General features: G+C 67.2%; 25 protein-coding genes. 9 read left to right on the top strand and 16 right to left on the bottom strand.

What is annotated here, in order from left to right; genetic code table 11:
• Window positions 1-4: 4 nt before the first annotated feature.
• The 3 genes from F3H87_RS02895 to F3H87_RS02885 are packed head-to-tail and all read right to left on the bottom strand — an operon-like array spanning window position 5 to window position 2525.
• Window positions 5-1165: a cytochrome P450 gene (locus tag F3H87_RS02895; protein ID WP_149786535.1), complete on the bottom strand. Its 1161-nt coding sequence runs from the start codon at window positions 1163-1165 to the stop codon at window positions 5-7.
• A gap of 59 nt (window positions 1166-1224) precedes the next feature.
• Complete coding sequence (locus F3H87_RS02890; protein ID WP_149786536.1) at window positions 1225-1992, bottom strand: EcsC family protein; 768 nt, start codon at window positions 1990-1992, stop codon at window positions 1225-1227.
• 47 nt (window positions 1993-2039) lie between these two features.
• Complete coding sequence (locus tag F3H87_RS02885) at window positions 2040-2525, bottom strand: GNAT family N-acetyltransferase (protein WP_149786537.1); 486 nt, start codon at window positions 2523-2525, stop codon at window positions 2040-2042.
• A gap of 80 nt (window positions 2526-2605) precedes the next feature.
• Between F3H87_RS02885 and F3H87_RS02880 the strand changes: the two genes are divergently transcribed.
• Window positions 2606-3211: a flavin reductase family protein gene (locus F3H87_RS02880; RefSeq protein WP_149786538.1), complete on the top strand. Its 606-nt coding sequence runs from the start codon at window positions 2606-2608 to the stop codon at window positions 3209-3211.
• Window positions 3212-3304: 93 nt separating this feature from the next.
• Here the strand turns inward: F3H87_RS02880 and F3H87_RS02875 are convergent, their stop codons facing one another.
• On the bottom strand, window positions 3305-4933 hold the full coding sequence (locus F3H87_RS02875) for a SulP family inorganic anion transporter (RefSeq protein WP_149786539.1): 1629 nt from the start codon (window positions 4931-4933) through the stop codon (window positions 3305-3307).
• Between the two features lie 279 nt (window positions 4934-5212).
• Between F3H87_RS02875 and F3H87_RS02870 the strand changes: the two genes are divergently transcribed.
• The 4 genes from F3H87_RS02870 to F3H87_RS02855 all read left to right on the top strand — a co-directional run bounded on the left by F3H87_RS02870 (window position 5213) and on the right by F3H87_RS02855 (window position 8108).
• Window positions 5213-5863: a CatB-related O-acetyltransferase gene (locus F3H87_RS02870; RefSeq protein WP_149786540.1), complete on the top strand. Its 651-nt coding sequence runs from the start codon at window positions 5213-5215 to the stop codon at window positions 5861-5863.
• A 70-nt stretch (window positions 5864-5933) separates the two neighbouring features.
• On the top strand, window positions 5934-6806 hold the full coding sequence (locus tag F3H87_RS02865; RefSeq protein ID WP_149786541.1) for an S-methyl-5'-thioadenosine phosphorylase: 873 nt from the start codon (window positions 5934-5936) through the stop codon (window positions 6804-6806).
• 4 nt (window positions 6807-6810) lie between these two features.
• Entirely contained in the window at window positions 6811-7482 is a 672-nt protein-coding gene (locus F3H87_RS02860) for a DUF2927 domain-containing protein (protein ID WP_149786542.1), read from the top strand.
• Entirely contained in the window at window positions 7482-8108 is a 627-nt protein-coding gene (locus tag F3H87_RS02855) for a LysE family translocator (protein ID WP_149786543.1), read from the top strand. The genes F3H87_RS02860 and F3H87_RS02855 overlap by 1 nt, the downstream gene beginning before the upstream one ends.
• Before the next feature lie 4 nt (window positions 8109-8112).
• On the opposite strand, the gene F3H87_RS02850 is transcribed toward F3H87_RS02855, so the two are convergent.
• Window positions 8113-8304, bottom strand: a complete 192-nt coding sequence (locus F3H87_RS02850) for a hypothetical protein (RefSeq protein ID WP_149786544.1) — start codon at window positions 8302-8304, stop codon at window positions 8113-8115.
• Between the two features lie 278 nt (window positions 8305-8582).
• On the opposite strand from F3H87_RS02850, the gene F3H87_RS02845 reads away from it, so the two are divergent.
• On the top strand, window positions 8583-9122 hold the full coding sequence (locus tag F3H87_RS02845) for an adenine phosphoribosyltransferase (protein WP_149786545.1): 540 nt from the start codon (window positions 8583-8585) through the stop codon (window positions 9120-9122).
• On the opposite strand, the gene F3H87_RS02840 is transcribed toward F3H87_RS02845, so the two are convergent.
• The 11 genes from F3H87_RS02840 to coxB form a co-directional block, all read right to left on the bottom strand.
• Window positions 9119-10537 (bottom strand): FAD-binding oxidoreductase, encoded by a 1419-nt coding sequence (locus F3H87_RS02840; protein ID WP_149786546.1) that lies wholly within the window; start codon window positions 10535-10537, stop codon window positions 9119-9121. The genes F3H87_RS02845 and F3H87_RS02840 overlap by 4 nt on opposite strands.
• Window positions 10538-10714: 177 nt before the next feature.
• A complete protein-coding gene (locus F3H87_RS02835; RefSeq protein ID WP_149786547.1) occupies window positions 10715-11542 on the bottom strand; it encodes an MBL fold metallo-hydrolase in 828 nt (275 codons plus the stop codon).
• A gap of 81 nt (window positions 11543-11623) precedes the next feature.
• The gene (locus F3H87_RS02830; RefSeq protein ID WP_149786548.1) at window positions 11624-12208 is read right to left on the bottom strand and encodes a GNAT family N-acetyltransferase; all 585 of its coding nucleotides are present in this window, start codon (window positions 12206-12208) and stop codon (window positions 11624-11626) included.
• Entirely contained in the window at window positions 12208-13470 is a 1263-nt protein-coding gene (locus F3H87_RS02825) for a M16 family metallopeptidase (RefSeq protein ID WP_149786549.1), read from the bottom strand. The genes F3H87_RS02830 and F3H87_RS02825 overlap by 1 nt, the downstream gene beginning before the upstream one ends.
• Complete coding sequence (gene thrC, locus F3H87_RS02820; protein WP_149786550.1) at window positions 13467-14855, bottom strand: threonine synthase; 1389 nt, start codon at window positions 14853-14855, stop codon at window positions 13467-13469. Before thrC ends, F3H87_RS02825 begins: the two co-directional genes overlap by 4 nt.
• 6 nt (window positions 14856-14861) lie before the next feature.
• Window positions 14862-15542 (bottom strand): SURF1 family protein, encoded by a 681-nt coding sequence (locus tag F3H87_RS02815; protein WP_149786551.1) that lies wholly within the window; start codon window positions 15540-15542, stop codon window positions 14862-14864.
• A gap of 108 nt (window positions 15543-15650) precedes the next feature.
• Window positions 15651-16451: a cytochrome c oxidase subunit 3 gene (locus F3H87_RS02810; RefSeq protein ID WP_149786552.1), complete on the bottom strand. Its 801-nt coding sequence runs from the start codon at window positions 16449-16451 to the stop codon at window positions 15651-15653.
• 23 nt (window positions 16452-16474) lie between these two features.
• Window positions 16475-17050, bottom strand: a complete 576-nt coding sequence (locus F3H87_RS02805; RefSeq protein WP_149786553.1) for a cytochrome c oxidase assembly protein — start codon at window positions 17048-17050, stop codon at window positions 16475-16477.
• Between the two features lie 3 nt (window positions 17051-17053).
• Complete coding sequence (locus tag F3H87_RS02800; RefSeq protein ID WP_149786554.1) at window positions 17054-17221, bottom strand: cytochrome C oxidase assembly protein; 168 nt, start codon at window positions 17219-17221, stop codon at window positions 17054-17056.
• A 5-nt stretch (window positions 17222-17226) separates the two neighbouring features.
• On the bottom strand, window positions 17227-18165 hold the full coding sequence (cyoE, locus tag F3H87_RS02795; RefSeq protein ID WP_149786555.1) for a heme o synthase: 939 nt from the start codon (window positions 18163-18165) through the stop codon (window positions 17227-17229).
• Window positions 18166-18225: 60 nt separating this feature from the next.
• Window positions 18226-19068: a cytochrome c oxidase subunit II gene (coxB, locus tag F3H87_RS02790; RefSeq protein WP_149786556.1), complete on the bottom strand. Its 843-nt coding sequence runs from the start codon at window positions 19066-19068 to the stop codon at window positions 18226-18228.
• A gap of 340 nt (window positions 19069-19408) precedes the next feature.
• On the opposite strand from coxB, the gene tldD reads away from it, so the two are divergent.
• The 3 genes from tldD (at window position 19409) to topA (ending at window position 24944) form a co-directional block, all read left to right on the top strand.
• Window positions 19409-20830: a metalloprotease TldD gene (tldD, locus tag F3H87_RS02785; RefSeq protein WP_149786557.1), complete on the top strand. Its 1422-nt coding sequence runs from the start codon at window positions 19409-19411 to the stop codon at window positions 20828-20830.
• A gap of 122 nt (window positions 20831-20952) precedes the next feature.
• On the top strand, window positions 20953-22107 hold the full coding sequence (gene dprA / locus F3H87_RS02780; protein ID WP_149786558.1) for a DNA-processing protein DprA: 1155 nt from the start codon (window positions 20953-20955) through the stop codon (window positions 22105-22107).
• 299 nt (window positions 22108-22406) lie between these two features.
• Entirely contained in the window at window positions 22407-24944 is a 2538-nt protein-coding gene (topA, locus tag F3H87_RS02775) for a type I DNA topoisomerase (RefSeq protein ID WP_149786559.1), read from the top strand.
• Window positions 24945-24959: the final 15 nt, after the last annotated feature.

Below are 24959 nucleotides of genomic sequence, written 5' to 3'. Positions count from 1 at the left end.
GCGCTCAGCCCAGCCGCACCGGCACCGACAGCGGCCCGCGAAACGCCCAGCCGCCGAACGGCACCTCGCCCGCCAGCGCGATTCCGGGAAAGCGGTCGAACAGCATCGGCAGTGCCACCTCGGCGATCAGGCAGCGCGACGCCCAGGCGCCGGCGCAGAAATGCGGCCCCGCGCCAAAGGAAATCGCGGCGGATATGTCCTGCGTCGGGTCGAAGATATCGGGCCGGGCGAACACCGCCTCGTCGCGGTTGCCCGACCCGAACATGAAAAACAGCCGGTCGCCGGGATCGAGCGTGACGCCGCCGACCTCGTGGCGCTGCGCGATCCGGCGCGGCGACATGCCGATGGGACTGATCCAGCGGGCGTATTCCTCGAACACCTGCAACCAGCTTACCTCGCCCGCGCGCACCGCCTCGCGCCAGTCGGGATGGGCCAGCAGCGCCCAGGCCGCGCCCGCGATGGCGTCGCGCGGCTCGTTCTGACCGCCCGAGATCGCCAGCTTCACATTGGCGCGCATCTGCGCCCCCGACAGCCCCGCCGCGATCTGCACCGAAATCAGCGACTGGTCCGGCGCATCGCGCAGCTCCGGCAGCCGCGCGTCGATATGCCGGTCGATCGAGGCGGTGCAATCGTGGCACCGCGCCTCGACCGCCGGATCGCCGGCATAGTTGGCACAGCCGTCGATCATGCCCTGGCTCACGCGGTCCATTTCCTGCCAGGTCATGTTGGTCAGGCCGGTCATGGATTTCAGCGCCTCGGCGCTGACCTCCATCGCGTAATCCCGGACCAGGTCGGTCCCGCCGCGCCCCGCCAACCGGTCCAGCGCGCGGGCCGCCGCCGCCTCGAACTGCCGTTTCCACACATCCCTGACCGTCCTCGGCGACACGGTGGGGAAGATCGCCCGCCGCTCGTCCATATGCGCGGCACCGTCCTTGCGCATCATGTTGTCGCCCATCAGCACCGTCATCAGGCCGTCGGGCTGGTGCGAGGAAAACACCTCGATCTTCTTTTCGCTGACAAAGATATCGTCGCGCCGCGTGATCAGGGTGGCGCCCAGTTGCGGCACATAGGCGATGGGCGCCGCCGCGCGCATATGCCGAAGATCGGGATAGGGATCGCGCCAGAATGCCTGCGGGTCGATCTCGTAGACGGGTGCATCGGACATGGGCGCTCCTCCTGCGGCGAAGTTTGCGCGCCACGCGACCAGCAGGCAAGGGGCGCAGGCTACATCCGGCTAAGCTTCGGCGCCACCCGCCGCCGCAGATCCTCCAGCAGCTCGGCATGGGCGGTATCGGCGTCGATCGCCAGCCGGCGCAGGCGGAAATGCACATGCGCCATTTCCTGGTAATAGCTGGTATAGGCGTAATTCGTGGCCGCACCGGCCACCGCGCCCAGCACCGGCACGGTCTGAGCCGCCAGTTTCTGCCCCAGCACCGTGGCCAGCCGCGGCGCGACCCGCGCGATCAGCCCGTTCAGCGTGGCGCCCGTCAGGGTCAGCCGCGTGCCGATGAAGGCCAGGTCGCTGCCGTCGTCGTCCTCCAGCGGGCCGGCGCTGGCCAGAACCCGGATGCAATCGAACTGCACGTTCCCGGCGGCCGGGTCGAACCCGTGTTCGGCGGCAACCCCCTGGATCGTGCGCAGCAGCACCGTGGTGGTGACCGGCAGTTCCGCCATGGCCGAGGGCAGGCCGCCGAAGCCGCCCGCCACCCCCATCGCGGTGGTCACCGCGGTATTCAGCCATCCGGGCTGGTCGCCCACCACCCCGCGCGAGCCCTGCGCCGCCCGCATCGCCAGCCTCAGCGCGCGCTCGGTGGCACCGTCCAGGTTGCCCCGCACCCCGGCCGGCAGACGCTCCAGCAGCCCCTCGGCCCGCCCGCCGATCAGGTTCAGCACCTGGATGCCCACGCCCCCCGCCGCCGCGTAACGGCGTGCCAGCGCAGCCATCTCGGCATCGAGGTCGATGGGGGCCGGATCGGCGATGTCGATATCCATGGGTTCTCCTTCCCGCCCTCAATAGATTGGGAAGCCGGAGGCGCCATTCAAGTCACGCGCTCCACCCGGCCCGTGACACCGGCCCATGCGCCGGGGGTCAGGTCGTGGCCCAGAACACGGTCGGGGTTGGTCGGCGGCGGCATTTCCACGTTGTCCAGCCGGTGAAACCCGAACCGCGCGTAATAGGGCGCGTCGCCCACCAGCATCACCCGCTCCCAGCCCAGCGCCGCCGCGCGCGCCAGCCCGTCGCGGATCAAAAGCGCGCCCAGCCCCTCGCCCTGCCGCGTGGGGTGCACCGCCACCGGCCCCAGCAACAGCGCCCGCCGCCCGCCCACCAGCACCGGCCAGAACCGGATCGCCCCGGCCAGGATGCCTTCGCCATCCCGCGCCACAAGCGACAGATCGGCCACCGGCGGCACGCCGTCGCGCAAACGATAGCTCGACAACGCCTCGCGCCCGGGCGCAAAGCACAGGTCGTAAAGCGCCTCGACCTCCCACCAATCGCTGTCCCGCTCCCGCGCCAGATCGAACACCGCGCCAACCCCCTGATTCCGCTGGAAAGCCCCCTAGCATGGCGCTAGGTCTGGCACAAACGCGACACGAAGGGACAGCAATGTTTTACGAACCGAAAAACGGCCACGGCCTGCCGCACAACCCGTTCAACGCGATCGTCACGCCGCGCCCGATCGGCTGGATCTCGACCCGTGGCAAGGACGGGATCGACAACCTCGCCCCCTATTCCTTCTTCAACGCCACCGCTTACGTGCCGCCGCAGGTGATGTTCGCCTCGACCGGCACGAAACCCGACCGTGACGGCACCAAGGACAGCGTCGGCAATATCCGCGATACCGGCGTGTTCTGCGTGAATATCGTGGAATATGCGATGCGCGACGCGATGAACGCCTCAAGCGCGACGATCCCGGCCGGGCAATCGGAATTCGACCGTGCCGGGCTGACCCGTGTGGAGTGCGAAACCATCCCCTGCGCCCGCGTCGGGGGCGTGCCGGCAGCGCTGGAATGCACGCTGGTGGACATCATCCGGCTGCGGGGCGCAGCCAACTACATGGTGCTGGGCGAGGTCACGGGCATCTACCTGCGCGACGATTGCCTGAAGGACGGGATCTTCGATATCACCAGCTACCGCCCGCTGACGCGGCTGGGCTACCGCGATTATTCGTCGATCACCGACCTCTTCAGCCTCGCCCGCCCCGACGACTGATCCGCCGCGCTGCTTCCTCTCTCGGGATACATCCCGGGGGGGGTGCCGCAGGTGACGGGGGGCAGAGTCCCCATGCTACCTGCCAGCCCCGCTTCAGTGCCCGGCCAGGATGCCGGTGCGCACGCCGTAATCCACCGCCAGCGCGTAATCGGGGTCGTCATCGCTGTCGACCATCAGGTGCCCCGCCTTTTTCAGCAGCTTGTGGCAATCCCGGCTCAGGTGGCGCAGTTCGATCCGCTTGCCGGCGGCCTGGTATTTCGCGGCCACCGCCTCGATCGCCTGCAAGGCGGATTGATCCACCACGCGGCTGTCGGCGAAATCGACGATGACAAGGCCGGGATCGCGCGCGATGTCGAACATCTCGACAAACCCTTCGGCCGAGCCGAAGAACAGCGGCCCCTGCACCTGGTAGACGCGCGCGCCCTCGGGCGTGTCATGGGTTTTCGCATGGATGCGGCGCGCGTTGTTCCACGCATAGGCCAGCGCCGAAACGATCACGCCCACGACCACCGCGACCGCCAGGTCCTCCATCACCGTCACCGCCGTCACCAGCAGGATGACGAAGGCATCGGTCAGCGGCACCTTGCGCAGGATGGTCAGCGAATTCCACGCAAATGTCCCGATCACCACCATGAACATCACGCCAACCAGCGCGGCCAGCGGGATCAGTTCGATCACCGGCGCGGCGAACAGGATGAAGACCAGCAGGAACAGCGCCGCAGCGATGCCCGCCACACGGGTGCGACCGCCGGATTTCACGTTGATCATGGATTGCCCGATCATCGCGCAGCCGCCCATGCCGCCGAAAAATCCGGTCACGGTATTGGCCACGCCCTGCGCGACGCATTCCTGCGACGCGCCGCCCCGCTTGCCGGTGATCTCGCCCACAAGGTTCAGCGTCAGCAGCGACTCGATCAGCCCGATCGCGGCCAGGATCACCGCGTAGGGCAGGATGATCTCCAGCGTTTCCCAGCTCAGCGGCACGGCGGGGATGTGAAACGGCGGCAGCCCGCCCCGGATCGAGGCCATGTCGCCCACCCGCGGCACGTCCAGCCCCAGCGCGATCACCAGCCCCGCCACGACGCCGATCCCGGCCAGCGGCGCGGGAACGACGCGCGTGAGGCGCGGCATTACCCAGATGATCGCCATGGTCAGCGCCACCAGCCCCAGCATCGTGTATAGCTGCATCCCCGACAGCCATTCGCCGCCGCCCGGGCCGTGGCCCGTGGCCTCGGTCGTGCCGGGCACCTTGAACTGGCCGAGCTGCGCCAGGAAGATCACGATGGCCAGCCCGTTGACAAAACCCAGCATGACCGGATGCGGCACCAGCCGGATGAACTTGCCCCATTGCATGACGCCCGCGACGATCTGCAGAATGCCCATCAGAACCACCGTGGCGAACAGGTATTCCACGCCATGTTCGGCCACCAGCGCCACCATGACCACCGCCAGCGCGCCGGTCGCGCCCGAGATCATGCCGGGCCGCCCGCCGATCAGCGCGGTGATCAGCCCGACAAGGAAGGCCGCATAAAGCCCGACCAGCGGATGCACGCCCGCGACAAAGGCAAAGGCCACCGCCTCGGGCACCAGCGCCAGCGCCACGGTCAGCCCCGACAGCAGCTCGATCCGCAGCCGGTCGGGCGTCAGCCGTTCGTCCGGGAGCAGGCTGAGATCGGGCAGGGCAAGGCGGTTGGCGAGGCTCGCCATGATGGTGCGGCGCATGGTCTGGTCCTGATTGTTCCGTTCGCGGGGATGGCCATACTGCACCGCAGCGAAAACCGCCACCCGAAGAGTGCGAAATAACGCGATCCGCGGCACCGATACAGGAATATGGCGATTTTGCACGGTATTCTTCGGTATGCCACATCGCGGCGCAGGCCCGGCCGTTTGCACCTTTGCGCGCCAGCGCCTAAAATAGCGGCGCAGTCAGGAGGCCGGACAGATGACTTTCCACCGCTGAACCATCCCGTTCCACAGGTTTTCAGCGAAAGGAGTGCGCCCATGCCGCGCCTGCCCGATCCCGACACGCTCTATCCCGTCACCCTGCCCGATGGCACACTGCATCCGGGCACCGTGTTCCTGGCCAATGCCATCGACCAGCCGAATATCTCTGTCGGGGCCTATACTTATGCCTCGATCTTCACCCCGCCCGACAGCCCGCAAGGCTGGGCCGGGATACTGGCGCCCTATCTCTATCCCGCCTCCGAAGGGCGGCTCGAGATCGGCCGCTTCTGCCAGATCGCGCATGGGGTGCGTTTCGTCACAGCCTCGGCCAACCATGCCCGCCACGGGCCCTCGACCTATCCGTTCGGCATCTTCGACCTGCAGAACGCGCCCCCGCAACAGCCCGACAGCCGCGACACGGTGATCGGCCACGACGTCTGGCTGGGCATGAACGCCATCGTCCTGCCCGGCGTACGGATCGGCAACGGCGTGATCGTCGGCGCGGGCGCGGTGGTGGGCGGCACGGTGCCGTCCTATTCGGTCGTCGCGGGCAACCCCGCGCGCGTCGTCCGGCGCCGTTTCACCGGGGATCAGGTTGCCCTGCTGGAAGACCTCGCATGGTGGCACTGGCCGGACGATCACATCGCCCGGCACATGGAGGCGATCGAACAGGGCGACATTCGCACGCTTCTGGCCTGCGCACCGTGATCGCGGCCTTGCGCTCGGGCGCCGCGCTGCGGAATATGGCAGGCGACGCTATCGGGAAGGGCATGACAGCATGACGGAACGCATGGTCGCCATCATCGGCGGATCGGGCCTATATGACATCGACGGGCTGGAGCAGGTGGAGTGGGTCACGGTGAAAACCCCCTGGGGCGATCCGTCGGACGCGATCCTGACCGGCACGCTGCAGGGGCTGAAACTGGCCTTCCTGCCGCGCCACGGGCGGGGCCATGTACTCGACCCGTCCTCGGTGCCCTATCGCGCGAATATCGACGCGCTGAAACGGCTGGGCGCGACCGACGTGATCTCGATGTCGGCCTGCGGGTCGTTCCGCGAAGAAATGGCGCCGGGCGATTTCGTCATCGTCGACCAGTTCATCGACCGCACCTTCGCGCGCGACAAATCCTTTTTCGGCCCCGGCTGCGTTGCCCATGTCAGCCTTGCCCATCCGACCTGCGCGCGCCTTGCCGCCACAGTGGGGGATGCAGCGGAACAGGCCGGTGCCACCGTCCATCGCGGCGGCACTTACCTTGCGATGGAGGGGCCGCAGTTTTCCACGCTGGCCGAATCCAACATGTATCGGGATCACTGGGGCGCCCATGTGATCGGCATGACCAACATGCCCGAGGCCAAGCTCGCCCGCGAGGCCGAGCTTTGCTATGCCTCGGTGGCGATGGTCACCGATTACGATTGCTGGCACCCCGATCACGACGCGGTCGCGGTCAGCGACATCATCCGCACCCTGACCGGCAACGCCGAAAAGGCCCGGCGCGCCATCGCCCACCTGCCCGCCCTGCTGGACCCGGGCCGCCCGCCCTGCCCGCATGGCTGCGACCGCGCGCTCGACACCGCCATGATCACCGCCCCCGACAAACGCGACCCGGCGGTTCTGGCCCGGCTCGACGCGGTGGCGGGCCGCGTGCTTTAAGGGCATGTGGCGGGCGGCAGGCATCCTTGGCCTTCTGGCGCTGCCCGCGCAGGCAGGCGAGTATGTGGCCACCACCGGCCTGCTGACCGACGACGATTTCTATCGCCTCGTCGCCTGCGGCGCGGCCCCCGGCGGTGCCTGCACCAAGCCGCTGATCCGCTGGGACACCCTGTCGCCCCTGCGCGTCGCCATCGCGCGGATCGACCGCGCCTACCTGGGCGGGCGGCAGATGCGCGCCCGCGCCGCCCTGATCCGCGCGGTGCAATATCTCAACGATGCCGGGGCCGGGTTGCGGCTGGTCATCACCGACGACCCCGGGCACGCCCATATCCGCATCTACCTGCTGGATACAGATGGCAGCACGCCGGTCAGCGGCAGCGGGCTCGACACTATCGAGGGTGCCACGATCCGCGGCGCCACCGTGCGCGTCTGGTGGACGAACCGGCACGAGATCACCCGCGCGATCATCGCCTTTTCCACCAACCTGTCGATCCGGCAATACGAATCCGCCATGCTGGAAGAGGTGACACAGGCGCTTGGCTTCATGACCGATATCCGCAATCCTGCCTATGACGGCGTGTCGGTCTTTTCCGAGGACAGCAACGCCGCCAAAACCCTCGGCCCGCAGGACATCATGGCCCTGCGCCGCCACTACCCGATGCAGGAGCGTCCCTGATGTCCCTTGAAATCTGGCTGACCTTCGTCGCCGCCTCGACCGCGCTTTTGTTCATTCCCGGCCCCACCGTCCTGCTGGTGCTCAGCTATGCGCTCAGCCAGGGGCGTAAGGTGGCATTGGCCAGTGCGTCCGGCGTGGCACTTGGCGATTTCATCGCGATGAGCGCCTCGCTCGCGGGTCTTGGCGCGCTGGTTCTGGCCTCGGCCACGCTGTTCACGGTGCTGAAATGGGTCGGCGCGGCCTATCTGGTGTGGATGGGCTGGGGGCTGTTGCGCAGCGCCCCCAGCGAAGGGCTGGGGATGCAGGACACCGCGCCGGTGCCCCCGTCCGGGGTGTTCCGCCACGCCGCGATCGTCACCGCGCTCAACCCCAAATCCATCGCGTTCTTCATCGCCTTCGTGCCGCAATTCGTGAACGCGCAGGCGCCGCTGATGCCGCAATTCGCCATCCTGATCGCCACCTTCGTCGGGCTGGCCGCGCTGAACGCGCTGGCCTTTGCGCTGGCGGCCGACCGGCTGCGGCGGGTGATCGCGCGGCCCCGCGTCGTCACCGGGCTGACCCGCGCGGGCGGTGCGGCGCTGATCGGCATGGGCGTGATGACGGCCACGCTGCGCCGCGCGGCCTGACCGCCTAGCCGTTCTTTTTCAGGAATTGCCGGATGAAGCCGCGGATCTCGCGCGCGGCGGATGTGTCCATGTCCTTGCACAGCTCGACGAAGGCGTCACGCTCGTCCTTGTCCAGCCGCAGGATCAACTGGCTGTCCTTGCTCTTTCGCTTTTTGCCGCTCTTTCCGGCGGATTTATCGGCGTCTTTCCTGGTCACAACCGCATCCCACTTGATTTTTGCATATCTTTTGTATATACATTTGATATGCGATGCTTCCCAAGGATTAATCGCACGACCAGAGAAAGGAAAGAAAAAATGACATTGGCAGCCGCAAAAACGATTCTCGTCCGCGACCGGATGGACTGGCACAAGCCGCATCTGTCCTGGATGCCCGCCCGCGTCTACCGCCTGGTGCGCCTGCGCGGCTGATCGCCCCCTTGCGCGCCGGGCGCCGATCGGTCAAACCGGATGCCGGAACAGGCAAAGGGATGGCCATGAACAACCGCAAGACCGTCAAGGACTATATCCGCACCATCGTGGATTTCCCGCATGAGGGCATCCTGTTCCGCGACGTGACCACGCTGTTCGCCGATGCGCGCGGGTTCCGCATGGCGGTGGACCAGATGCTCCACCCCTATGCCGGGCAGCGCATCGACAAGGTCGTGGGGCTGGAAGCGCGCGGTTTCATCCTGGGCGGGGCGGTGGCGCACCAGCTTGGCACCGGCTTCGTGCCGGTCCGCAAGAAGGGCAAGCTGCCCGGCACCGTGATATCCGAGGAATACCAGCTCGAATACGGCGAAGCGGTGGTCGAACTGCATGACGATGCCATCACGCCGGGCGAAACCGTGCTGCTGGTCGACGACCTGCTGGCCACCGGCGGCACCGCCGAGGCCGGCATCAAACTGGTCGAGCGGCTGGGCGGCGAAATCGTCGGATGCGCCTTCGTCATCGACCTGCCCGACCTGGGCGGGCGCAAACGGCTCGAGGCGATGGGCATGGATGTGCACGCCCTCTGCGCGTTCGAAGGGTTCTAACCCCGCGCCCGCAACACCGCACCGGGATTGAGGATGCCGTTCGGGTCGAGCATGTCCTTGATACCGCGCATCAGCTCCAGCTTCACCGGATCGCCATAGCGTTCCAGGTCGCCCACCTTCAGCCGCCCGATGCCGTGCTCGGCGCTGACCGATCCGCCCATCGCATCCACCAGGTCGTGCACGCAGGTCTTGATCCCGTCGCCCAGGTGGCGAAACTCCGACCTGTCCCGCCCCTTTGGCGGAAAGACGTTGTAATGCAGGTTGCCGTCGCCCAGGTGGCCGAAGCAGTTGATGCGGAAATCGCCCAGCCGCGCCAGCGCCGCACCGCCCCGTTCGATGAACGCCGCCACCTCGCCCATCGGCAGGCTGATATCGTGGCTGGAGATCGAGCCGATGCGCCGGTTCGCCTCGGGGATCTGCTCGCGCACCTCCCATATCCCGCGCCGCTGCGCCCCGGATTGCGCGATCACCCCGTCGCTGACCAGCCCCTTGTCGAAGGCATCGGCGAACAGCGCCTCCAGCGCCGCCGCAGGGTCCAACCCGGCCGCCAGCCCCACGTCGATCAGCACGAACCAATCGGACGGCGTATCGAAAGGCTGGCGAATATCCGGCAGCGCCTCGGCCAGGAAATCCAGCCCCGTCCGGTGCATCATCTCGAAGGCGCTGATCCCCTCGCCCATCCGGTCGCGCGCCAGCGACAGCAGCGACAGCGCGGCGGCGGGGCTTTCGACCACCATCAGCGCCGTGCCCTCGCCCGCCGGGCGCGGCGCCAGCTTCAGGCTGGCCGCCGTGATCACGCCCAGCGTGCCCTCGGACCCGATCATCAGGTTGCGCAGGTCATAGCCGGTATTGTCCTTGCGCAGCCGGCTCAGCCCGTTCCAGATCCGCCCGTCGGCCAGCACCACCTCCAGCCCAAGGCACAGGTCGCGCGCATTGCCATACCGCAGCACGTTGACCCCGCCCGCATTGGTGCCCAGCAGCCCCCCGATCCGCGCCGACCCTTTCGAGGCGATCGACAGTGGATACAGCCGGTCCGCCGCTTCGGCGGCGGCATGGATATCCTGCAGGATCGCCCCCGCCTCGGCCTCCATCACGTTTTCCTCGGCATGGACCGCGCGGATCGCGCGCATCCGCTCCAGCGACAGCAGGACCGGCACCGGCCCCACGCCCGCGACCTGCCCGCCGACCAGCCCGGTGCCGCCGCCATAGGGCACCACGCCCACCCGCGCCGCGTTGCAGGCGCGCAGCACCGTGGCGACCTCCTCGACCGATCCGGGCACCGCCACCGCCGCGGCCCGCCCGGCCCAGCGCCCGCGCGGCTCCTCCAGGTAACGCGGCTCGGGCGCGCGCAGCGCAGGTTCCGACAGCAGCCCGCGCAGATGATCGACAAAGCCCTGGTCGGCGTCCCTCAGCATGGCATTCCCCCGCATGTGGCGGCCAGATAGGCACAGCATTCCCGCCGCAACAAGCCCCTGCTTCATCTTGCCTGAAATACTCCGGGGGGCGAGGGGCGGTTCGCGCGATAGCGCGATGAAACGTCCGGTGGACGTTTCAAGGCCCGAACGGGCGGAGCCCGGGGAATTGGACCGCCCTCAATCCGCCGGTTCGTGCAGGTGATCGGGCCGCAGCACCACCACGGTCGGGCGCGGCGGCAGGTCGCGCAGCGACACGGTCAGCGAATGCGCGCCCTCGTTCACGATGTCGAACTCGCCCGCCATGCCGTCCAGAAATGCCTGCAACGTGAAATCCCGAAACCAGTGCATCGGGATCACGACCGAGGATTTCAGCCGTTTCAGCACCTTCAGCATGGTCGGCAGGTCCAGTGTCAGGCTGCCGTCCACCGCCGCCATCACCACGTCGAGCCGGCCCAGCGCGGCGTATTGCGCCTCGTCCGGTTCGTGGTGCAGGTGCCCCAGGTGCCCGATGCACAGCCCCTCGACCTCGAATACGAAGATCGAGTTGCCCATTTCCTCGACCCCGCCGAAACTGCGGATGTCGGTGGGCACGTTGCGGATATAGATCTCGCCCAGGTCCAGCCGGTGCTCGATCCCTTCGCCAAAGGTCTCGCCCCAGCCGCGCAGCACATGCGGGATCGCCGGGTCGGGGCTGGCCGTCCAGTGGGTGGAATGCGCGTGGTTCATCGTCACCACGTCGGGGATCAGGTCGACATTGCCGATGAAGCCCGTGTAATCGGTCACCACGTCGATGCCGCCCTGCGTCTGGATCAGGAACGAGGCATGCGCGATATAGGTGATCCGGGCCGAGAAATCGGGCACCGGATCGCGGAAACTCGCCTTGTGCAGGTATTCGATACCGGGCGCGGCATCGGCGATGGCGATGCAGTGGCTCAGCCGCCGGTCCTGCCCCGTGGCGGCGGTGGCGATCAGGCCAAGCATCAGGGCAACGGCAAGTCGGATCATCGGCATACCTCCTGTTGTGACAGAAAGGTTAGCGCGATTCCCTGCCCGGGCGAGCTTCAAACAGCCGTGAGGACGACCCTCTCAGCCCGCGTCGGTCCGCCCGCGCCGGTCCGGGCGCAGCGCGGCATAGAGCACATGTGTCCGCCAGCGCCCGTTGATCTGGAGATAGCTTTGCGCCACGCCCTCGTATTTGAAGCCGCATTTTTCCAGCACCCCGCGCGAGGCGGCGTTTTCCGGCAGGCAGGCGGCCTCGATCCGGCTCAGCCCCATGTGGTGAAAGGCGTGATGGGTCATCGCCGATATCGCTTCACGCATGTAGCCGTGCCGCGCGTAGGCTTCGCCGATCCAGTAACCCAGCGTGCCGGCCTGCGCAGGGCCGCGGCGGATATTGTCCAGCGTGATGGCGCCCAGCAGCATCTGGTCGTCGCGCCGGATCAGGAACAGCGGCACCGCCGAGCCGCCCGAGATCGACCGCTGCGCCCAGTAGACGCGGTTGGTGAACCCCTTGCGGGTCAGGTGATCCTCGGCCCAGGTGGGTTCCCACGGGGTCAGGAAATCGGTGCTTTCGCGGCGCAGGCAAGTCCAGTCGCGGAAATCGCCATGCTGGGGCGCTCGCAGGGTCATGCGTTCGGTTTCGATCCGAACCTTCCTGCGTGAAAACAGCATCAGGCAGCGCGCCGCGCGTTCAGCGCGTCCCAGTCGGGGGCCTGCCCCACGGGGCCGTAAAGCGCGACGGCCATCGGCGCCCCGGCGGTCATCCGGCCCGCCATGTCGCGCAGCTCGGGCAGGGTCACCGCATCGACCCTGGTCACCACCTCGTCCAGCCCCGGCACGCGGCCCCAGATCTGGATCATCCGCGCCATCCGTTCGGCCCGCGCCGAGGGGCTTTCCAGCCCCATCAGCAGCCCTGCCTTCATCTGTGCGCGGGCGCGCTCCAGCTCGGCCATCGTCAGCCCGTCGGCGGCGCGCTTCATCTCGTCCAGCGTCAGCAGGGTCAGCTCGGCCAGCTGGTCGCCCGACGTGCCCGCATAGATCGTCAGCATCCCGCTGTCGGAATAGGCCCCGGCCTGCGCGAAGATCGTGTAGCAAAGCCCGCGTTTTTCACGGATTTCCTGGAACAGCCGGCTCGACATGCCGCCGCCCAGGGCCGAGCCGAGGATCTGCGCGGCATAGATGCCCGGATCGGTCACGGCGGGCGCTTCGAAGGCCAGCGCCACATGCGCCTGTTCCAGCGTCTTTTCCACCCGCAGGTCGCCGCCTTCGAACCGGGCGGGCAGCACCAGCGGCGCGGGCCGCGGCGGCAGGTCGCCGAACAACTGCTCGGCCAGCCGCACGATGTCGTCATGGTCCACATCGCCCGCCGCCGACAGCACCATGTTGCCCGGCGCGTAATGTTCGGCCACGAAATCCTGCAGATCGGCACGGGCGAAACCGCGCACGCGCTCGGCCGGGCCGAGGATCGACCGGCCCAGCGGCTGATCGGGATAGGCACGTTCCTGCAACCAGTCGAAAATCACGTCGTCCGGCGTATCGAGCGTCTGGCCGATCTCCTGCAGGATCACGCCGCGCTCCACCTCGATCTCGCGCGGGTCGAGGACCGAGGCGCGCAGGATATCGGCGATCACGTCCATCGCCAGCGGCACATCCGCCCCCAGCACACGCGCGTAATAGGCCGTCGCCTCGCGCGAGGTATAGGCGTTGATATAGCCGCCCACATCCTCGATCGCCTCGGCGATCTCCAGCGCATTGCGCCGCTCGGTGCCCTTGAACGCCATGTGTTCCAGGAAATGCGCGATGCCGTTCTGGTCGGGCCGCTCGTTGCGCGCGCCGGTCAGAACCCAGACGCCGATGGCCGCCGATTGCAGCCCCGGCATCCGCTCGGTCACGATGCGAAACCCGTTGGACAGGGTATGAAGCTCGACACTCACTTGGCGATACGCTCCCTTATCAGGGTTTCGATGGCGGCCAGGTCGTTGGGCACCCGCGTCACCCGTTCGTCCCGGTCATAAAGGTCGGCCATGCGCGGCGGCAAGGGCGGGTGGATGCCCGCGGCCTCTTCCACCGCCGCCGGGAACTTGGCGGGGTGCGCGGTGGCCAGCGTGATCATCGGCACGCCGGGTTTCAGGTTTTCTTCGGCGACCTTCACGCCCACGGCACTGTGCGGGCAGAGCAGCTCGCCGGTGGTGGCCTGCAGGCGTTTGATCGTGGCGCGGGTTTCGTCCTCGTCGCAGCGGCCGCTGTCGAAATGCTCGCGCAGCGCCTGCAGCGCGCCCTGGCTGACCCTGAAACCGCCCGATTTCAGCTCGTCCATCAGCTGCGCCACCGCCTTGCCGTCGCGCCCATAAGCATCGAACAGCGCGCGTTCGAAGTTCGAGCTGACCTGGATATCCATCGACGGGCTGATTGAGGGGATCACCCCGTCGGGCATGTATTCCGACGTGCTCAGGCACCGGTGCAGGATATCGTTCTGGTTCGTCGCCACCACCAGCCGGTCGATGGGCAGGCCCATCTTCCTGGCGATGTAGCCCGCGAAGATATCGCCGAAATTGCCCGTGGGCACGGTAAAGCTGACCTTGCGGTGCGGTGCGCCCAGTTCCACGGCGGACGCAAAGTAATAGACGACCTGCGCCAGCACACGCGCCCAGTTGATCGAGTTCACACCCGCAAGGCGCACACCGTCGCGGAAATCGAAATCGTTGAACATGTCCTTCACGCGGGCTTGGGCGTCGTCGAAATGCCCGTCGATGGCCAGCGCGTGCACGTTGGATTCCGCCGGTGTGGTCATCTGGCGGCGCTGCACCTCGGAGACACGACCATGCGGGTAGAGGATGAACACATCCACCGCATCCAGCCCCCTGAACGCCTCGATCGCGGCCGACCCCGTATCGCCGCTGGTGGCGCCCACGATCGTCACCCGTTGCCCCGAGCGTTCCAGCGCGGCCTGGAACAACTGGCCGATCAGCTGCATGGCGAAATCCTTGAACGCCAGCGTGGGGCCGTGGAACAGCTCCAGCAGGAAATGCCCCGGCCCAAGCTGCACCAGCGGCGCGCGCGCGGCGTGGCCAAAGCCCTCGTAGGCGCGGGCGATGATGGCGCGGAACTCGTCATCGGTGAAACTGTCGCCGATAAAGGGGCGCATGACGCGGAACGCCACCTCTTCGTAAGGCAGGCCCGCCAGCGCCGCGATGTCATTCGCCGCCATCACCGGCACCTCGGCGGGCACGTAAAGGCCGCCGTCGCGCGCCAGCCCGGTCAGCATCGCCTCTTCGAATGTCAGGTCCGGGGCCTGCCCCCGCGTGGATACGTATTTCATCGGCCCTCAGCCTGTGGTTTTCGGGCGCCGGTTGCGCCAAAGGAAATAGCCGGTCATCACCGCCCAGATCAGGGCCAGCGAATACCATGTGATCGCGTATTCAAGGTGATCGTTCGGAATGCCGCTGCTGTCCACCGGCAACGGCGTCACACCCTGGTCCGCGGGCGAGACCGACCGCGCGACGATCAGCAACGGCCGCGTGCCCAGCACCCCGGCCATCTGGTCCAGGTCGCGGGCGAACCACGTGTTGCCCGCAACGTCGTTCTCGGGCGTGGCGCTGTTACGGTCGTCGGGCCAGTGCAGGTTGCCGGTGACCGTCACCGTATCACCGGGCGCGGGCGGAATGGCATCGGCCACCCGGACAAAGCCCCGGTCCAGCAGCACCCGGCCCTGATCGGTCTCCAGCGCCGAGATCAGCCGATAGCCCGCGCCGACCTGTTTCTGGCTGACCAGCACCCGCAACGGCCCGTCCGCGCCGATCCGCCCGGTCACCCGCACCGGCAGATAACGGTCGTCACCGGCATCGGGATCGGCCGGCAACGCCTGCGGGTCGGCGGCGATGCGCGCGTCGATATCCGCCAGCAGGCCGCGCTTCCACTCCAGCCGCTGCACCTGCCAGGTGCCGAGGCCCACCAGCACGGCAATGCCGGCAAGGCCGAAAATCAGCGGGACAAGAATACGCTGCATCGCGGGGTCTTTCGGGCGGGTTCTGTCAAACGAACAAGGCGCGCCATCCCGGCGCGCCCTGCTTTCTGTCGGTTTACGCGGTGAAATTCAACCGCAAAGGCAGGTGCCTCAGCCGCCCCAGATGTAGACTGCGGCAAACAGGAACAGCCACACCACGTCGACGAAGTGCCAGTACCACGCCGCCGCCTCGAAGCCGACATGCTTTTCGGGCGTGAAATGCCCGCGCATCAGCCGCACCAGGCAGACGAACAGGAAGATCGTGCCGATGATCACGTGGAACCCGTGGAACCCCGTCGCCATGAAGAAGTTGGCGCCATAGATATTGCCCGAGAAGCCAAAGGCGGCGTGGCTGTATTCATAGGCCTGGAACAGGGTAAAGATGGCGCCCAGAACGATGGCGATGATCAGGCCCCATTTCATGTCTTCGCGGTTGTTCTCATGCACCAGCGCGTGGTGCGCCCAGGTGGCCGCCGCGCCCGAGCACAGCAGGATCAGCGTGTTGATCAGCGGCAGGTGCCAGGGATCGAAGGTTTCGATACCCGCGGGCGGCCACTGCCCGTCGACCATCGGGCTTTCCGGGCCCATCGGGTACATGGCGTGCTTGAAAAAGCTCCAGAACCACGCGGCAAAGAACATCACCTCGGACATGATGAACAGGATGAAGCCATAGCGCAGGCCGATCTGAACCACCGGCGTATGATCGCCCACCTGGCTTTCGGCCACCACGTCGGCCCACCAGCCGAACATGACGTACAGGACGCCGACCAGGCCGATCAGGAAAACCCAGGGGCCGCTGTCATGCATCCACATGACCGCGCCGAACAGCATGGTAAAGCCCGCAATCGCCCCAAGCAGGGGCCACAGTGACGGGGTCAGAATGTGATAATCGTGGTTCTTTTCATGCGCCATCGCGTTTCCCTCGTTGGCTTTTCTTAGTTAACGGACTTGTCCCCGCCCTGGTCGAGCGCAGCTTGATCCTCGGGCAGGTCGGTTTCGTGGAACGTGTAGCCCAGCGTGATCCGGTGGACGTATTTCGCGTCGCGGTCCTCGACGATCTCGGGATCGACATAGAAGGTCACCGGCATTTCCACCCGCTCGCCCGGCTGCAGGATCTGCTGTTCGAAGCAGAAGCAGTCGATCTTGGTGAAAAAGCCGCCCGCCTCGTAGGGCGCCACGTTATAGCTGGCGGTGCCCGCGATGGGACGGTCCGTCGGGTTGTAAGCCTCGTAGAAGGCAAGGCCGGTTTCGCCGATGCGGATCTCCATCTCGCGCTGGAGCGGTTTGAACTCCCACGGCATACCGCGCTCTTTCGAGGCATCGAAGCGGATCTTGATGGTCTGGTCCAGGATCACGTCCGACCCGGCATCGGCCACGTCGGTCACGCCGCCAAATCCGGTGACGCGGCAGAACCAGTCGTAGAACGGCACCGACGCCCAGGCCAGCCCGCCCATCAGGACGACCACGCCCACGGTCTGCGCCAATGTCCTGGTTTTCGGATCCATCGCCATGCGTCAGTTCCCCTCAACCTGCTGGCCGCGCGGCGGTTCGAAATCGCCGCGGGTCACTTTCACCACCGTCAGGCCGAACACGATCACGATGAAAGCCGCCAAGGTCAGCCCCACCCCGATATTGCGGCCCTTGCGGCGGCCATGCAGTTCGTGTTCCTCGCGAAAGCTCATTGCGTTCACCAGCCTCCAAGGCCCCAGGGGCGCAGCGCCGCCTCGGCCAGGATCGCGCCGAAATGCGCGAAAAGATACAGCAGCGACAGGCGGAAAAACTTCTTCTCGGTGGCAAATCCGTCGGCATCGGCGCAGGCCTCGTCGCGGCGCCAGATGCGCCAGGCGCCCAGCACGAACATCGCGTTCAGCACCACCGCCACCGCCAGGTAGATCGGCCCGCCGATGGCGGTAAAGCCGGCGCCGATGGCCAGCGCGGCCAGCAGCAGCGTGTAACAGAAGATGTGATTGCGCGTCACCCGGCGGCCATGCGTCACGGTCAGCATCGGCACGCCGGCCTTTTGATAGTCGGAATTCATGAACAGCGCGAGCGACCAGAAATGCGGCGGCGTCCACATGAAGATCAGCGCGAACATCAGCACCGATTCCACGCTGACCCCGCCGGTGGCCACGGCCCAGCCGATCATCGGCGGGAACGCCCCCGACGCACCGCCGATCACGATGTTCTGCGGCGTCCAGCGTTTCAGCCACATGGTATAGACGACGGCATAGAAAAAGATGGTGAATGCCAGGATCGCAGCGGCCACCCAGTTGGTCGCCAGCCACAGCATCACCACCGCCATCACCGACAGCGTCGCGCCCAGTGCCAGCGCCTCTTGCGCGGTCACCTTGCCGGCGGGCACCGGGCGGCGCGCGGTGCGCTTCATCACCCGGTCGATATCGGCGTCCCACCACATGTTCAGCGCCCCCGAGGCCCCGGCCCCGATGGCGATGAACAGGATCGCGCAGAATGCGATGAACGGGTGCACGGCAACCGGCGCGGCCAGCAGGCCCACCGCGGCGGTGAACACCACCAGCGACATCACGCGCGGCTTGAGCAGCGCGACATAGTCGCCGAACCCGGCCTCGGGCTGGTTAACCGTCGTGTTGATCGTCGCGTCGCTCATGTCGTGTCCCGTTGGCTGGCGCTGCGGGATGCGCGCGGGCGCATCCCGGTCAGGCTTGCGTCACTCGGCCGAGGCCAGGTCGACCGAGGCGGGGTTGCCCGCGTATTCGTCGATCGCGCCCTGCAGCCAGTCGTCATAGGCCTCCTGGCTGACCACCTTGACGGTGATCGGCATATAGGCGTGATCCTTGCCGCACAGTTCCGAACACTGGCCGAAATACACGCCTTCCTTTTCGGCACTGAACCAAAGCTGCGCGATGCGGCCCGGCACGGCGTCCTGTTTCACACCGAAGGCGGGGATCGTCCAGCTGTGGATCACGTCGGCGGCGGTCACGTCCATGACCACGGTCTTGCCGACGGGCACCACCACGGCTGTGTCGGTGGCCAGCAGGTATTCGTCCTGGCTGTAGCCGTTTTCTTCCAGCTCGTCCCTGGCCAGCAGGAAGCTTTCAAAGCCGAACTCGTGATCGGTATATTCATAGCCCCAGTACCACTGGTAGCCGGTCACCTTGATATAGATGTCACCCTCGGGGATTTCCTGTTGCTTGAACAGCACCGGCAGCGAGAACGCCCCGATGAAGACCAGGATCACGATCGGCCCGATGGTCCATGCCACCTCGAGCGGCGAGTTATGGGTAAAGCTGGCCGGGCTGGGGTTCACGCGACGGTTGTAGCGGAAGATCACGTAGAGCAGCAGCACGCAGACCAGCAGCGTGATGGCGGTGATGATCACCAGAATCAGGCCGTCCAGCCCTTGCAGATCGCGGGCAAGCTCGGTCGCGGCGGGCTGAAAGCCCATACCGCCCTCGGTCGGCTTGCCGATGATTTCCAACCCTTCCTGCGCAAAGGCAGGCGCGGCGGTAAAGGCTGCGGATGCGGCCAGAAGGCTAGAGAAAAGTCGCATGTGTCACCCTGATCGGTTGATCGTTCGTTCGTTTTGGTCCCATCGGAGCCCGCCTGACGTTGTATACGGCGGAATCCCGCATTCAGTCGCTGCCAGAAACCATATTCTGTCACATCGGACAACATCTTCGGTTGCGGCAAACGGACGCTTTTTTTGACATAGATCAAATTCGCCCCCGGCCACAAGCCACGAAAAACAGGCATTCGACATGTGTCTTTGCTCCCCTGCCCGCCCGCGCCGCGCCATGCCCGGTGGCGGTGCCGGGCGACACCCCCTATATTGCGCGAAGGCGCGGCACCGGCGCCGACAGGACGAAACACCCCCAGGTAAGGCAGATCACATGGCCGATACAGATTTCCGCCCGTTCCAGACCATGCTCGACCGCGACGCGGCACTGGCCAGGCTGCAGGAGGCAACCGCCGGCGCCGATGACGGCGAGCTGTTCCTGGAACGCCGCCGCGCCGAGGCGCTGGTATTCGACGACGGCCGGGTCAAGACCGCCAGCTACGACGCGACCGAAGGGTTCGGCCTGCGCGCCGTGCGCGGCGAGGTGTCGGGCTATGCCCATTCCTCCGAGATTTCCGAGGCCGCGCTCACCCGCGCCGTGGCCACCGCGCGGCTGGCCGTGGGCGATGGCGGCGGCACGCTGGCCGCCGGGCCGCAACCCACCAACCGCCACCTCTATACAGATGCCGACCCGATCGCGGGCGTCGGATTTCCCGCCAAGCTGGAAACCCTGCGCGCCATCGACGCCTATGCCCGCGATCTCGATCCGCGGGTGGTGCAGGTCACCGCAACCATCGCCGCATCGCTGCAGGAGGTCGAGATCCTGCGCCCCGACGGCCAGCACATGCGCGACGTGCGCCCGATGACCCGCGTCAATGTCAGCGTCATCGTCGAGGACCAGGGCCGCCGCGAACAGGGCACCGCAGGCGGTGGCGGGCGGATCGGGCTGGACGGGCTGCTAGATCCCGCCGACTGGCAGGACAAGACGCAGGAGGCGCTGCGCATCGCGCTGGTCAACCTGCGCGCCGAACCCGCGCCCGCGGGCATCATGGACGTGGTGCTGGGCCCCGGCTGGCCCGGCATCCTGCTGCACGAGGCGGTGGGCCACGGGCTCGAGGGCGATTTCAACCGCAAGGGCAGCTCGGCCTTCGCCGGGCTGATGGGCCAGCGCGTCGCCGCCCCCGGCGTGACGGTGCTGGACGATGGCACCATCCCCGACCGGCGCGGCTCGATCACCTTCGACGACGAGGGCACGCCCTCGCGCCGCAACGTGCTGATCGAGGACGGTATCCTGGTGGGCTTCATGCAGGATCGCCAGAACGCCCGCCTGATGGGGGTCGAACCCACCGGCAACGGGAGGCGCGAATCCTATGCCCACGCGCCGATGCCGCGCATGACCAATACCTACATGCTGGGCGGCGACGCCGATCCCGGCGATATCGTGGCGGACCTGAAGGACGGTATCTATGCCGTGGGCTTCGGCGGCGGGCAGGTCGATATCACCAACGGCAAGTTCGTGTTCTCCTGCACCGAGGCCTATCGCGTGAAGAACGGCAAGATAGGCGCCCCGGTCAAGGGCGCGACGCTGATCGGCGACGGCGCCACCGCGCTGCAACAGATCCGCGCGCTGGGGAACGACATGGCGCTCGATCCCGGCATGGGCAATTGCGGCAAGGCCGGGCAATGGGTGCCGGTGGGCGTGGGTCAGCCGACGGTGATGATCGGCGGGCTGACGGTGGGCGGCGCAGGCGCCTGATGCGCCCGCAACCGCGCGGTATCGCCTGAAAACCGCGCGGTTTCACACGCGCCCCGCCGGGGTTTACCGGGCGTTAACCAGCCGTGCGCTAGAGATGATTCCAGCAAGACGGCGAGGTTGCGATGCCACAGGAGTTTCATCCTTCCACTCACCCCCCACTCCCACCCACCACGGAAGATGAGCGGGTGTCGTGGCTTCGCCTCTTGCGATCCCGCCGCGTCGGGCCATCGACATTCTACCGGCTGATGCGCGAACACGGCTCTGCCGGTGGCGCACTGGACGCCCTGCCCGATGTCGCCCGCGCAGCCGGGGTCGACGACTACACCCCCTGCCCGCCCGGCGTTGCACAGGCCGAGCTGCGCAAGGCGCAGTCCGCCGGCGCGTGCATGATCTGCATCGGCACGCCCGACTACCCCGCATCCCTTCTCGATCTCTCGGACCCGCCGCCGATCCTCTGGGCCATGGGCGATACCGGCCTGCTGGACCGCGACCGGATCGCCATGGTGGGCGCGCGCAACGCCTCGTCGCTGGGCACGCGGATGGCGCGCGCGCTGGCGACCGACCTTGGCAGGCAGAGCTTCGTCACCGTGTCGGGCCTTGCGCGCGGCATCGACACGGCGGTGCATCTGGCCACGCTCGACACCGGCACGATCGCGGTGATGGCCGGCGGGGTCGACACGATCTATCCGGCGGAAAACACCCGGCTGGCCGAAGATATCGCCGCCAGGGGCCTGCGCCTGTCCGAGCAACCGATGGGCCTGCCCCCGCAGGCCCGGCATTTCCCGCGCCGCAACCGGCTGATCTCGGGCCTCGCCCGCGCCGTCGTGGTGGTCGAGGCGGCGGCGAAATCCGGCAGCCTGATCACCGCGCGCGACGCGCTGGACCAGGGGCGCGAGGTGCTGGCGGTGCCCGGCCACCCCTTCGATGCGCGCGCGGCGGGGTGCAACATGCTGATCCGCGACGGCGCCACGCTGGTGCGCCGCGCCGAGGACGTGATCGAGGCATTGCCGGTGCGCGAAACCCCGCAAGCGACGCCCGACCCCGCGCCGGCGACGGCCGAGATCCCCGCGCCCCCGCCGGAAAAGCGCAGCCTGCGCGAAACCGCCGCCCTGCATGGCGAGATCCTGAACCGGCTGGGCCCCTCGCCGCTGGCCGAGGATCAGCTTATCCGCGACCTGAAGGCCCCCGCCCGCACGGTGGCCCCCGCGCTGACCGACCTGGAGCTTGAGGGCAGGATCGTGCGCCATCCCGGCGGGCTGCTGGCGCGCACCAACTGAGGGCGGGCGGCACGCGGTGCCCCTTTGTGCGGGTGGCTTACGTTTCCGGGTGCGGCGCCCCTGCACGGGCGACAAACCGCCCCGGTTTCACACTTCTTGCGCGGGCGGGCGGCCACTTCCGGTTTGCCGTCGCTGCATGATCGGCAGGCAACCCCGGTTGCGTGGGCACCGAACGCCGCCATTCCCCCCGATATCGACCGGCCCGCAGGCAATGCCCCGATACGGCGCATTGACAAACAACGCATGCACCCCACATGGTCCGCCGCCACAGCCCCCGTGCCGAGTCGAAAGGAATCCACATGCCCGTCGTTGTTGTCGAATCCCCTGCCAAGGCCAAGACAATCAACAAGTATCTGGGCTCGGACTACACGGTTCTGGCGTCCTACGGCCATGTCCGCGACCTGCCGCCCAAGGACGGGTCGGTCGACCCCGAACACGATTTCGACATGAAATGGGAGGTGGGCAGCGACAGCCAGAAACATGTCCGCGCCATCGCCGAGGCGCTGAAATCCGACAACGCGCTGATCCTCGCCACCGACCCCGACCGCGAGGGCGAGGCGATCAGCTGGCACCTGAAAGAGGCGCTGACCAAACGCCGCGCCATCAGGAAGGACACCGATGTGCGCCGCGTCACCTTCAACGCCATCACCAAGGCGGCGGTGACCGAGGCGATGCAGAACCCGCGCGAGATCGACGCGCCGCTGGTCGAGGCGTATCTGGCACGCCGCGCGCTGGATTACCTTGTCGGTTTCAACCTCAGCCCGGTCTTGTGGCGCAAGCTGCCCGGCGCGCGCAGCGCGGGCCGGGTGCAATCGGTCTGCCTGCGCCTGATCGTCGAGCGCGAGATGGAGATCGAGGCGTTCAGGCCCCGCGAATACTGGACGGTCAAGGCCCTGCTGGCCACCCCGCGCGGCCAGGAATACGAGGCGCGGCTGACCGTGCTGGCGGGCAAAAAGCTCGACAAATACGATATCTCGAACGAAACGCAGGCCGAACTGGCCGTGCAGGCGATCACCAGCCGCGACCTGACCGTTTCCTCGGTCGAGGCGAAACCGGCCAGCCGCAACCCCGCCGCGCCCTTCATGACCTCGACGCTCCAGCAAGAGGCCAGCCGCAAGTTCGGCATGGGCGCGCGTCAGACCATGAGCGCGGCGCAACGGCTCTACGAGGCGGGGCACATCACCTATATGCGGACCGACGGGATCGACATGGCGCCCGAGGCGGTGCACGCCACCCGCGACGCCATCGCCGACCGCTATGGCGCGGATTATGTCCCCGCCAGCCCGCGCATGTACAAGAACAAGGCCAAGAATGCGCAGGAAGCGCATGAATGCATCCGGCCCACCGTGATGACAAAGGATGCCGCCGCGCTGAAACTGTCGGACCCCGACCAGCGCAAGCTGTACGACCTGATCTGGAAACGCACCATCGCCTGCCAGATGGAGGCCGCGCGGCTGGAACGCACCACGGTGGATATCGCCAGCGGCGACGGCCAGGTGGGCCTGCGGGCCACCGGGCAGGTGGTGCTGTTCGACGGGTTCCTGCGCGTCTACGAAGAAGGGCGCGACGACAGCGTGGTCGATGACGACGACAAGCGCCTGCCCCAGATCATGCAGGGCGAAAAGGCCGAGAAGCGCCAGGTCACGCCGGACCAGCATTTCACCCAGCCGCCGCCCCGCTATACCGAGGCGACGCTGGTCAAGAAGATGGAAGAGCTGGGCATCGGCCGGCCCTCGACCTATGCCTCGATCGTCACCACGATCCAGGACCGCGAATACGTGCGCAAGGAACAGAACCGCCTGATCCCCGAGGACAAGGGCCGGATCGTCACGGTGTTCCTGACCAATTTCTTCCGCCGCTACGTGGAATACGATTTCACCGCCGCGCTCGAGGACGAGCTGGACGAGGTCAGCGCCGGGCATACCGATTACAAGGAACTGCTGGCCCAGTTCTGGCGCGATTTCTCGGCCGCGATTTCGGAAACCTCCGAATTGCGGATCACCGAGGTGCTGGACGTGCTGGACGACGCGCTGGCCCCCACCCTCTATCCCCCGCGCGAGGATGGCGGCGACCCGCGCGCCTGCCCGCTGTGCGGCGAGGGGCAGCTGCACCTGAAAACCTCGCGCACCGGCGGGTTCGTGGGCTGCTCGCGCTATCCCGAATGCCGCTATACCCGCCCCATCGGCGGCGACGCGGCCGAGTCGGGCGACCGGGTGCTGGGCGAGGACGAGCACGGCAACGAGATCAGCCTGCGCTCGGGCCGGTTCGGGCCCTATGTGCAGCGCGGCGAGGCGACGGAAGAGAACAAGAAGCCCGACCGCGCCAGCCTGCCCAAGGGCTGGCAGGCCGACGAGATGACGCTGGAAAAGGCGCTGACGCTGCTCAGCCTGCCGCGCGTCGTGGGCGAACACCCCGAGGGCGGCGCCATCACCGCCAATTTCGGCCGCTACGGGCCCTATGTCGCTCACCAGTTGCCGGACGAGGCCAAGCCCGTCTATGCCAACCTGAAAGACCCCGCCGACGTGTTCGAGATCGGCATGAACCGCGCGGTCGAGCTGCTGGCGGAAAAGCGCGCCAATCCCGGCGGGCGCGGCCGCGCCGCGGCCAAGGCGCTGAAGGAACTGGGCGACCACCCCGAAGAGGGCGGCCCGGTGAACGTGATGGACGGGCGCTATGGCCCGTATGTCAAATGGGGCAAGATCAACGCGACCCTGCCCAAGGACACCGCGCCCGACAGCGTGACGATGGAACAGGCGCTGGAACTGATCGCGGAAAAAGCCGCGAAGAAGGGCGGCAAACGGAAAACCGCCGCGAAAAAGACCGCCCGCAAGGCCTGAGCCCGGACACACGCA

Origin of the sequence: Lutimaribacter pacificus, assembly GCF_900142185.1 — a bacterium.
GTDB classification, from domain to species: Bacteria; Pseudomonadota; Alphaproteobacteria; order Rhodobacterales; family Rhodobacteraceae; genus Lutimaribacter; species Lutimaribacter pacificus.
Note: the sequence above shows the minus strand (reverse complement) of the source record. Positions and strands in the feature narration are given on the sequence as shown.

Coding starts and splice junctions, on each gene's coding strand:
- F3H87_RS02860 (WP_149786542.1), top strand. CDS start 6,811: ATGTGGCGGGCGGCAGGCATCCTTGGCCTTCTGGCGCTGCCCGCGCAG.
- topA (WP_149786559.1), top strand. CDS start 22,407: ATGCCCGTCGTTGTTGTCGAATCCCCTGCCAAGGCCAAGACAATCAAC.
- F3H87_RS02895 (WP_149786535.1), bottom strand. CDS start 1,165: ATGTCCGATGCACCCGTCTACGAGATCGACCCGCAGGCATTCTGGCGC.
- F3H87_RS02815 (WP_149786551.1), bottom strand. CDS start 15,542: ATGCAGCGTATTCTTGTCCCGCTGATTTTCGGCCTTGCCGGCATTGCC.
- F3H87_RS02840 (WP_149786546.1), bottom strand. CDS start 10,537: ATGCTGAGGGACGCCGACCAGGGCTTTGTCGATCATCTGCGCGGGCTG.
- F3H87_RS02865 (WP_149786541.1), top strand. CDS start 5,934: ATGACGGAACGCATGGTCGCCATCATCGGCGGATCGGGCCTATATGAC.
- F3H87_RS02875 (WP_149786539.1), bottom strand. CDS start 4,933: ATGCGCCGCACCATCATGGCGAGCCTCGCCAACCGCCTTGCCCTGCCC.
- dprA (WP_149786558.1), top strand. CDS start 20,953: ATGCCACAGGAGTTTCATCCTTCCACTCACCCCCCACTCCCACCCACC.
- F3H87_RS02800 (WP_149786554.1), bottom strand. CDS start 17,221: ATGAGCTTTCGCGAGGAACACGAACTGCATGGCCGCCGCAAGGGCCGC.
- cyoE (WP_149786555.1), bottom strand. CDS start 18,165: ATGAGCGACGCGACGATCAACACGACGGTTAACCAGCCCGAGGCCGGG.
- F3H87_RS02845 (WP_149786545.1), top strand. CDS start 8,583: ATGAACAACCGCAAGACCGTCAAGGACTATATCCGCACCATCGTGGAT.
- F3H87_RS02805 (WP_149786553.1), bottom strand. CDS start 17,050: ATGGCGATGGATCCGAAAACCAGGACATTGGCGCAGACCGTGGGCGTG.
- thrC (WP_149786550.1), bottom strand. CDS start 14,855: ATGAAATACGTATCCACGCGGGGGCAGGCCCCGGACCTGACATTCGAA.
- F3H87_RS02855 (WP_149786543.1), top strand. CDS start 7,482: ATGTCCCTTGAAATCTGGCTGACCTTCGTCGCCGCCTCGACCGCGCTT.
- F3H87_RS02880 (WP_149786538.1), top strand. CDS start 2,606: ATGTTTTACGAACCGAAAAACGGCCACGGCCTGCCGCACAACCCGTTC.
- F3H87_RS02890 (WP_149786536.1), bottom strand. CDS start 1,992: ATGGATATCGACATCGCCGATCCGGCCCCCATCGACCTCGATGCCGAG.
- F3H87_RS02870 (WP_149786540.1), top strand. CDS start 5,213: ATGCCGCGCCTGCCCGATCCCGACACGCTCTATCCCGTCACCCTGCCC.
- tldD (WP_149786557.1), top strand. CDS start 19,409: ATGGCCGATACAGATTTCCGCCCGTTCCAGACCATGCTCGACCGCGAC.
- F3H87_RS02830 (WP_149786548.1), bottom strand. CDS start 12,208: ATGCTGTTTTCACGCAGGAAGGTTCGGATCGAAACCGAACGCATGACC.
- coxB (WP_149786556.1), bottom strand. CDS start 19,068: ATGCGACTTTTCTCTAGCCTTCTGGCCGCATCCGCAGCCTTTACCGCC.
- F3H87_RS02810 (WP_149786552.1), bottom strand. CDS start 16,451: ATGGCGCATGAAAAGAACCACGATTATCACATTCTGACCCCGTCACTG.
- F3H87_RS02835 (WP_149786547.1), bottom strand. CDS start 11,542: ATGATCCGACTTGCCGTTGCCCTGATGCTTGGCCTGATCGCCACCGCC.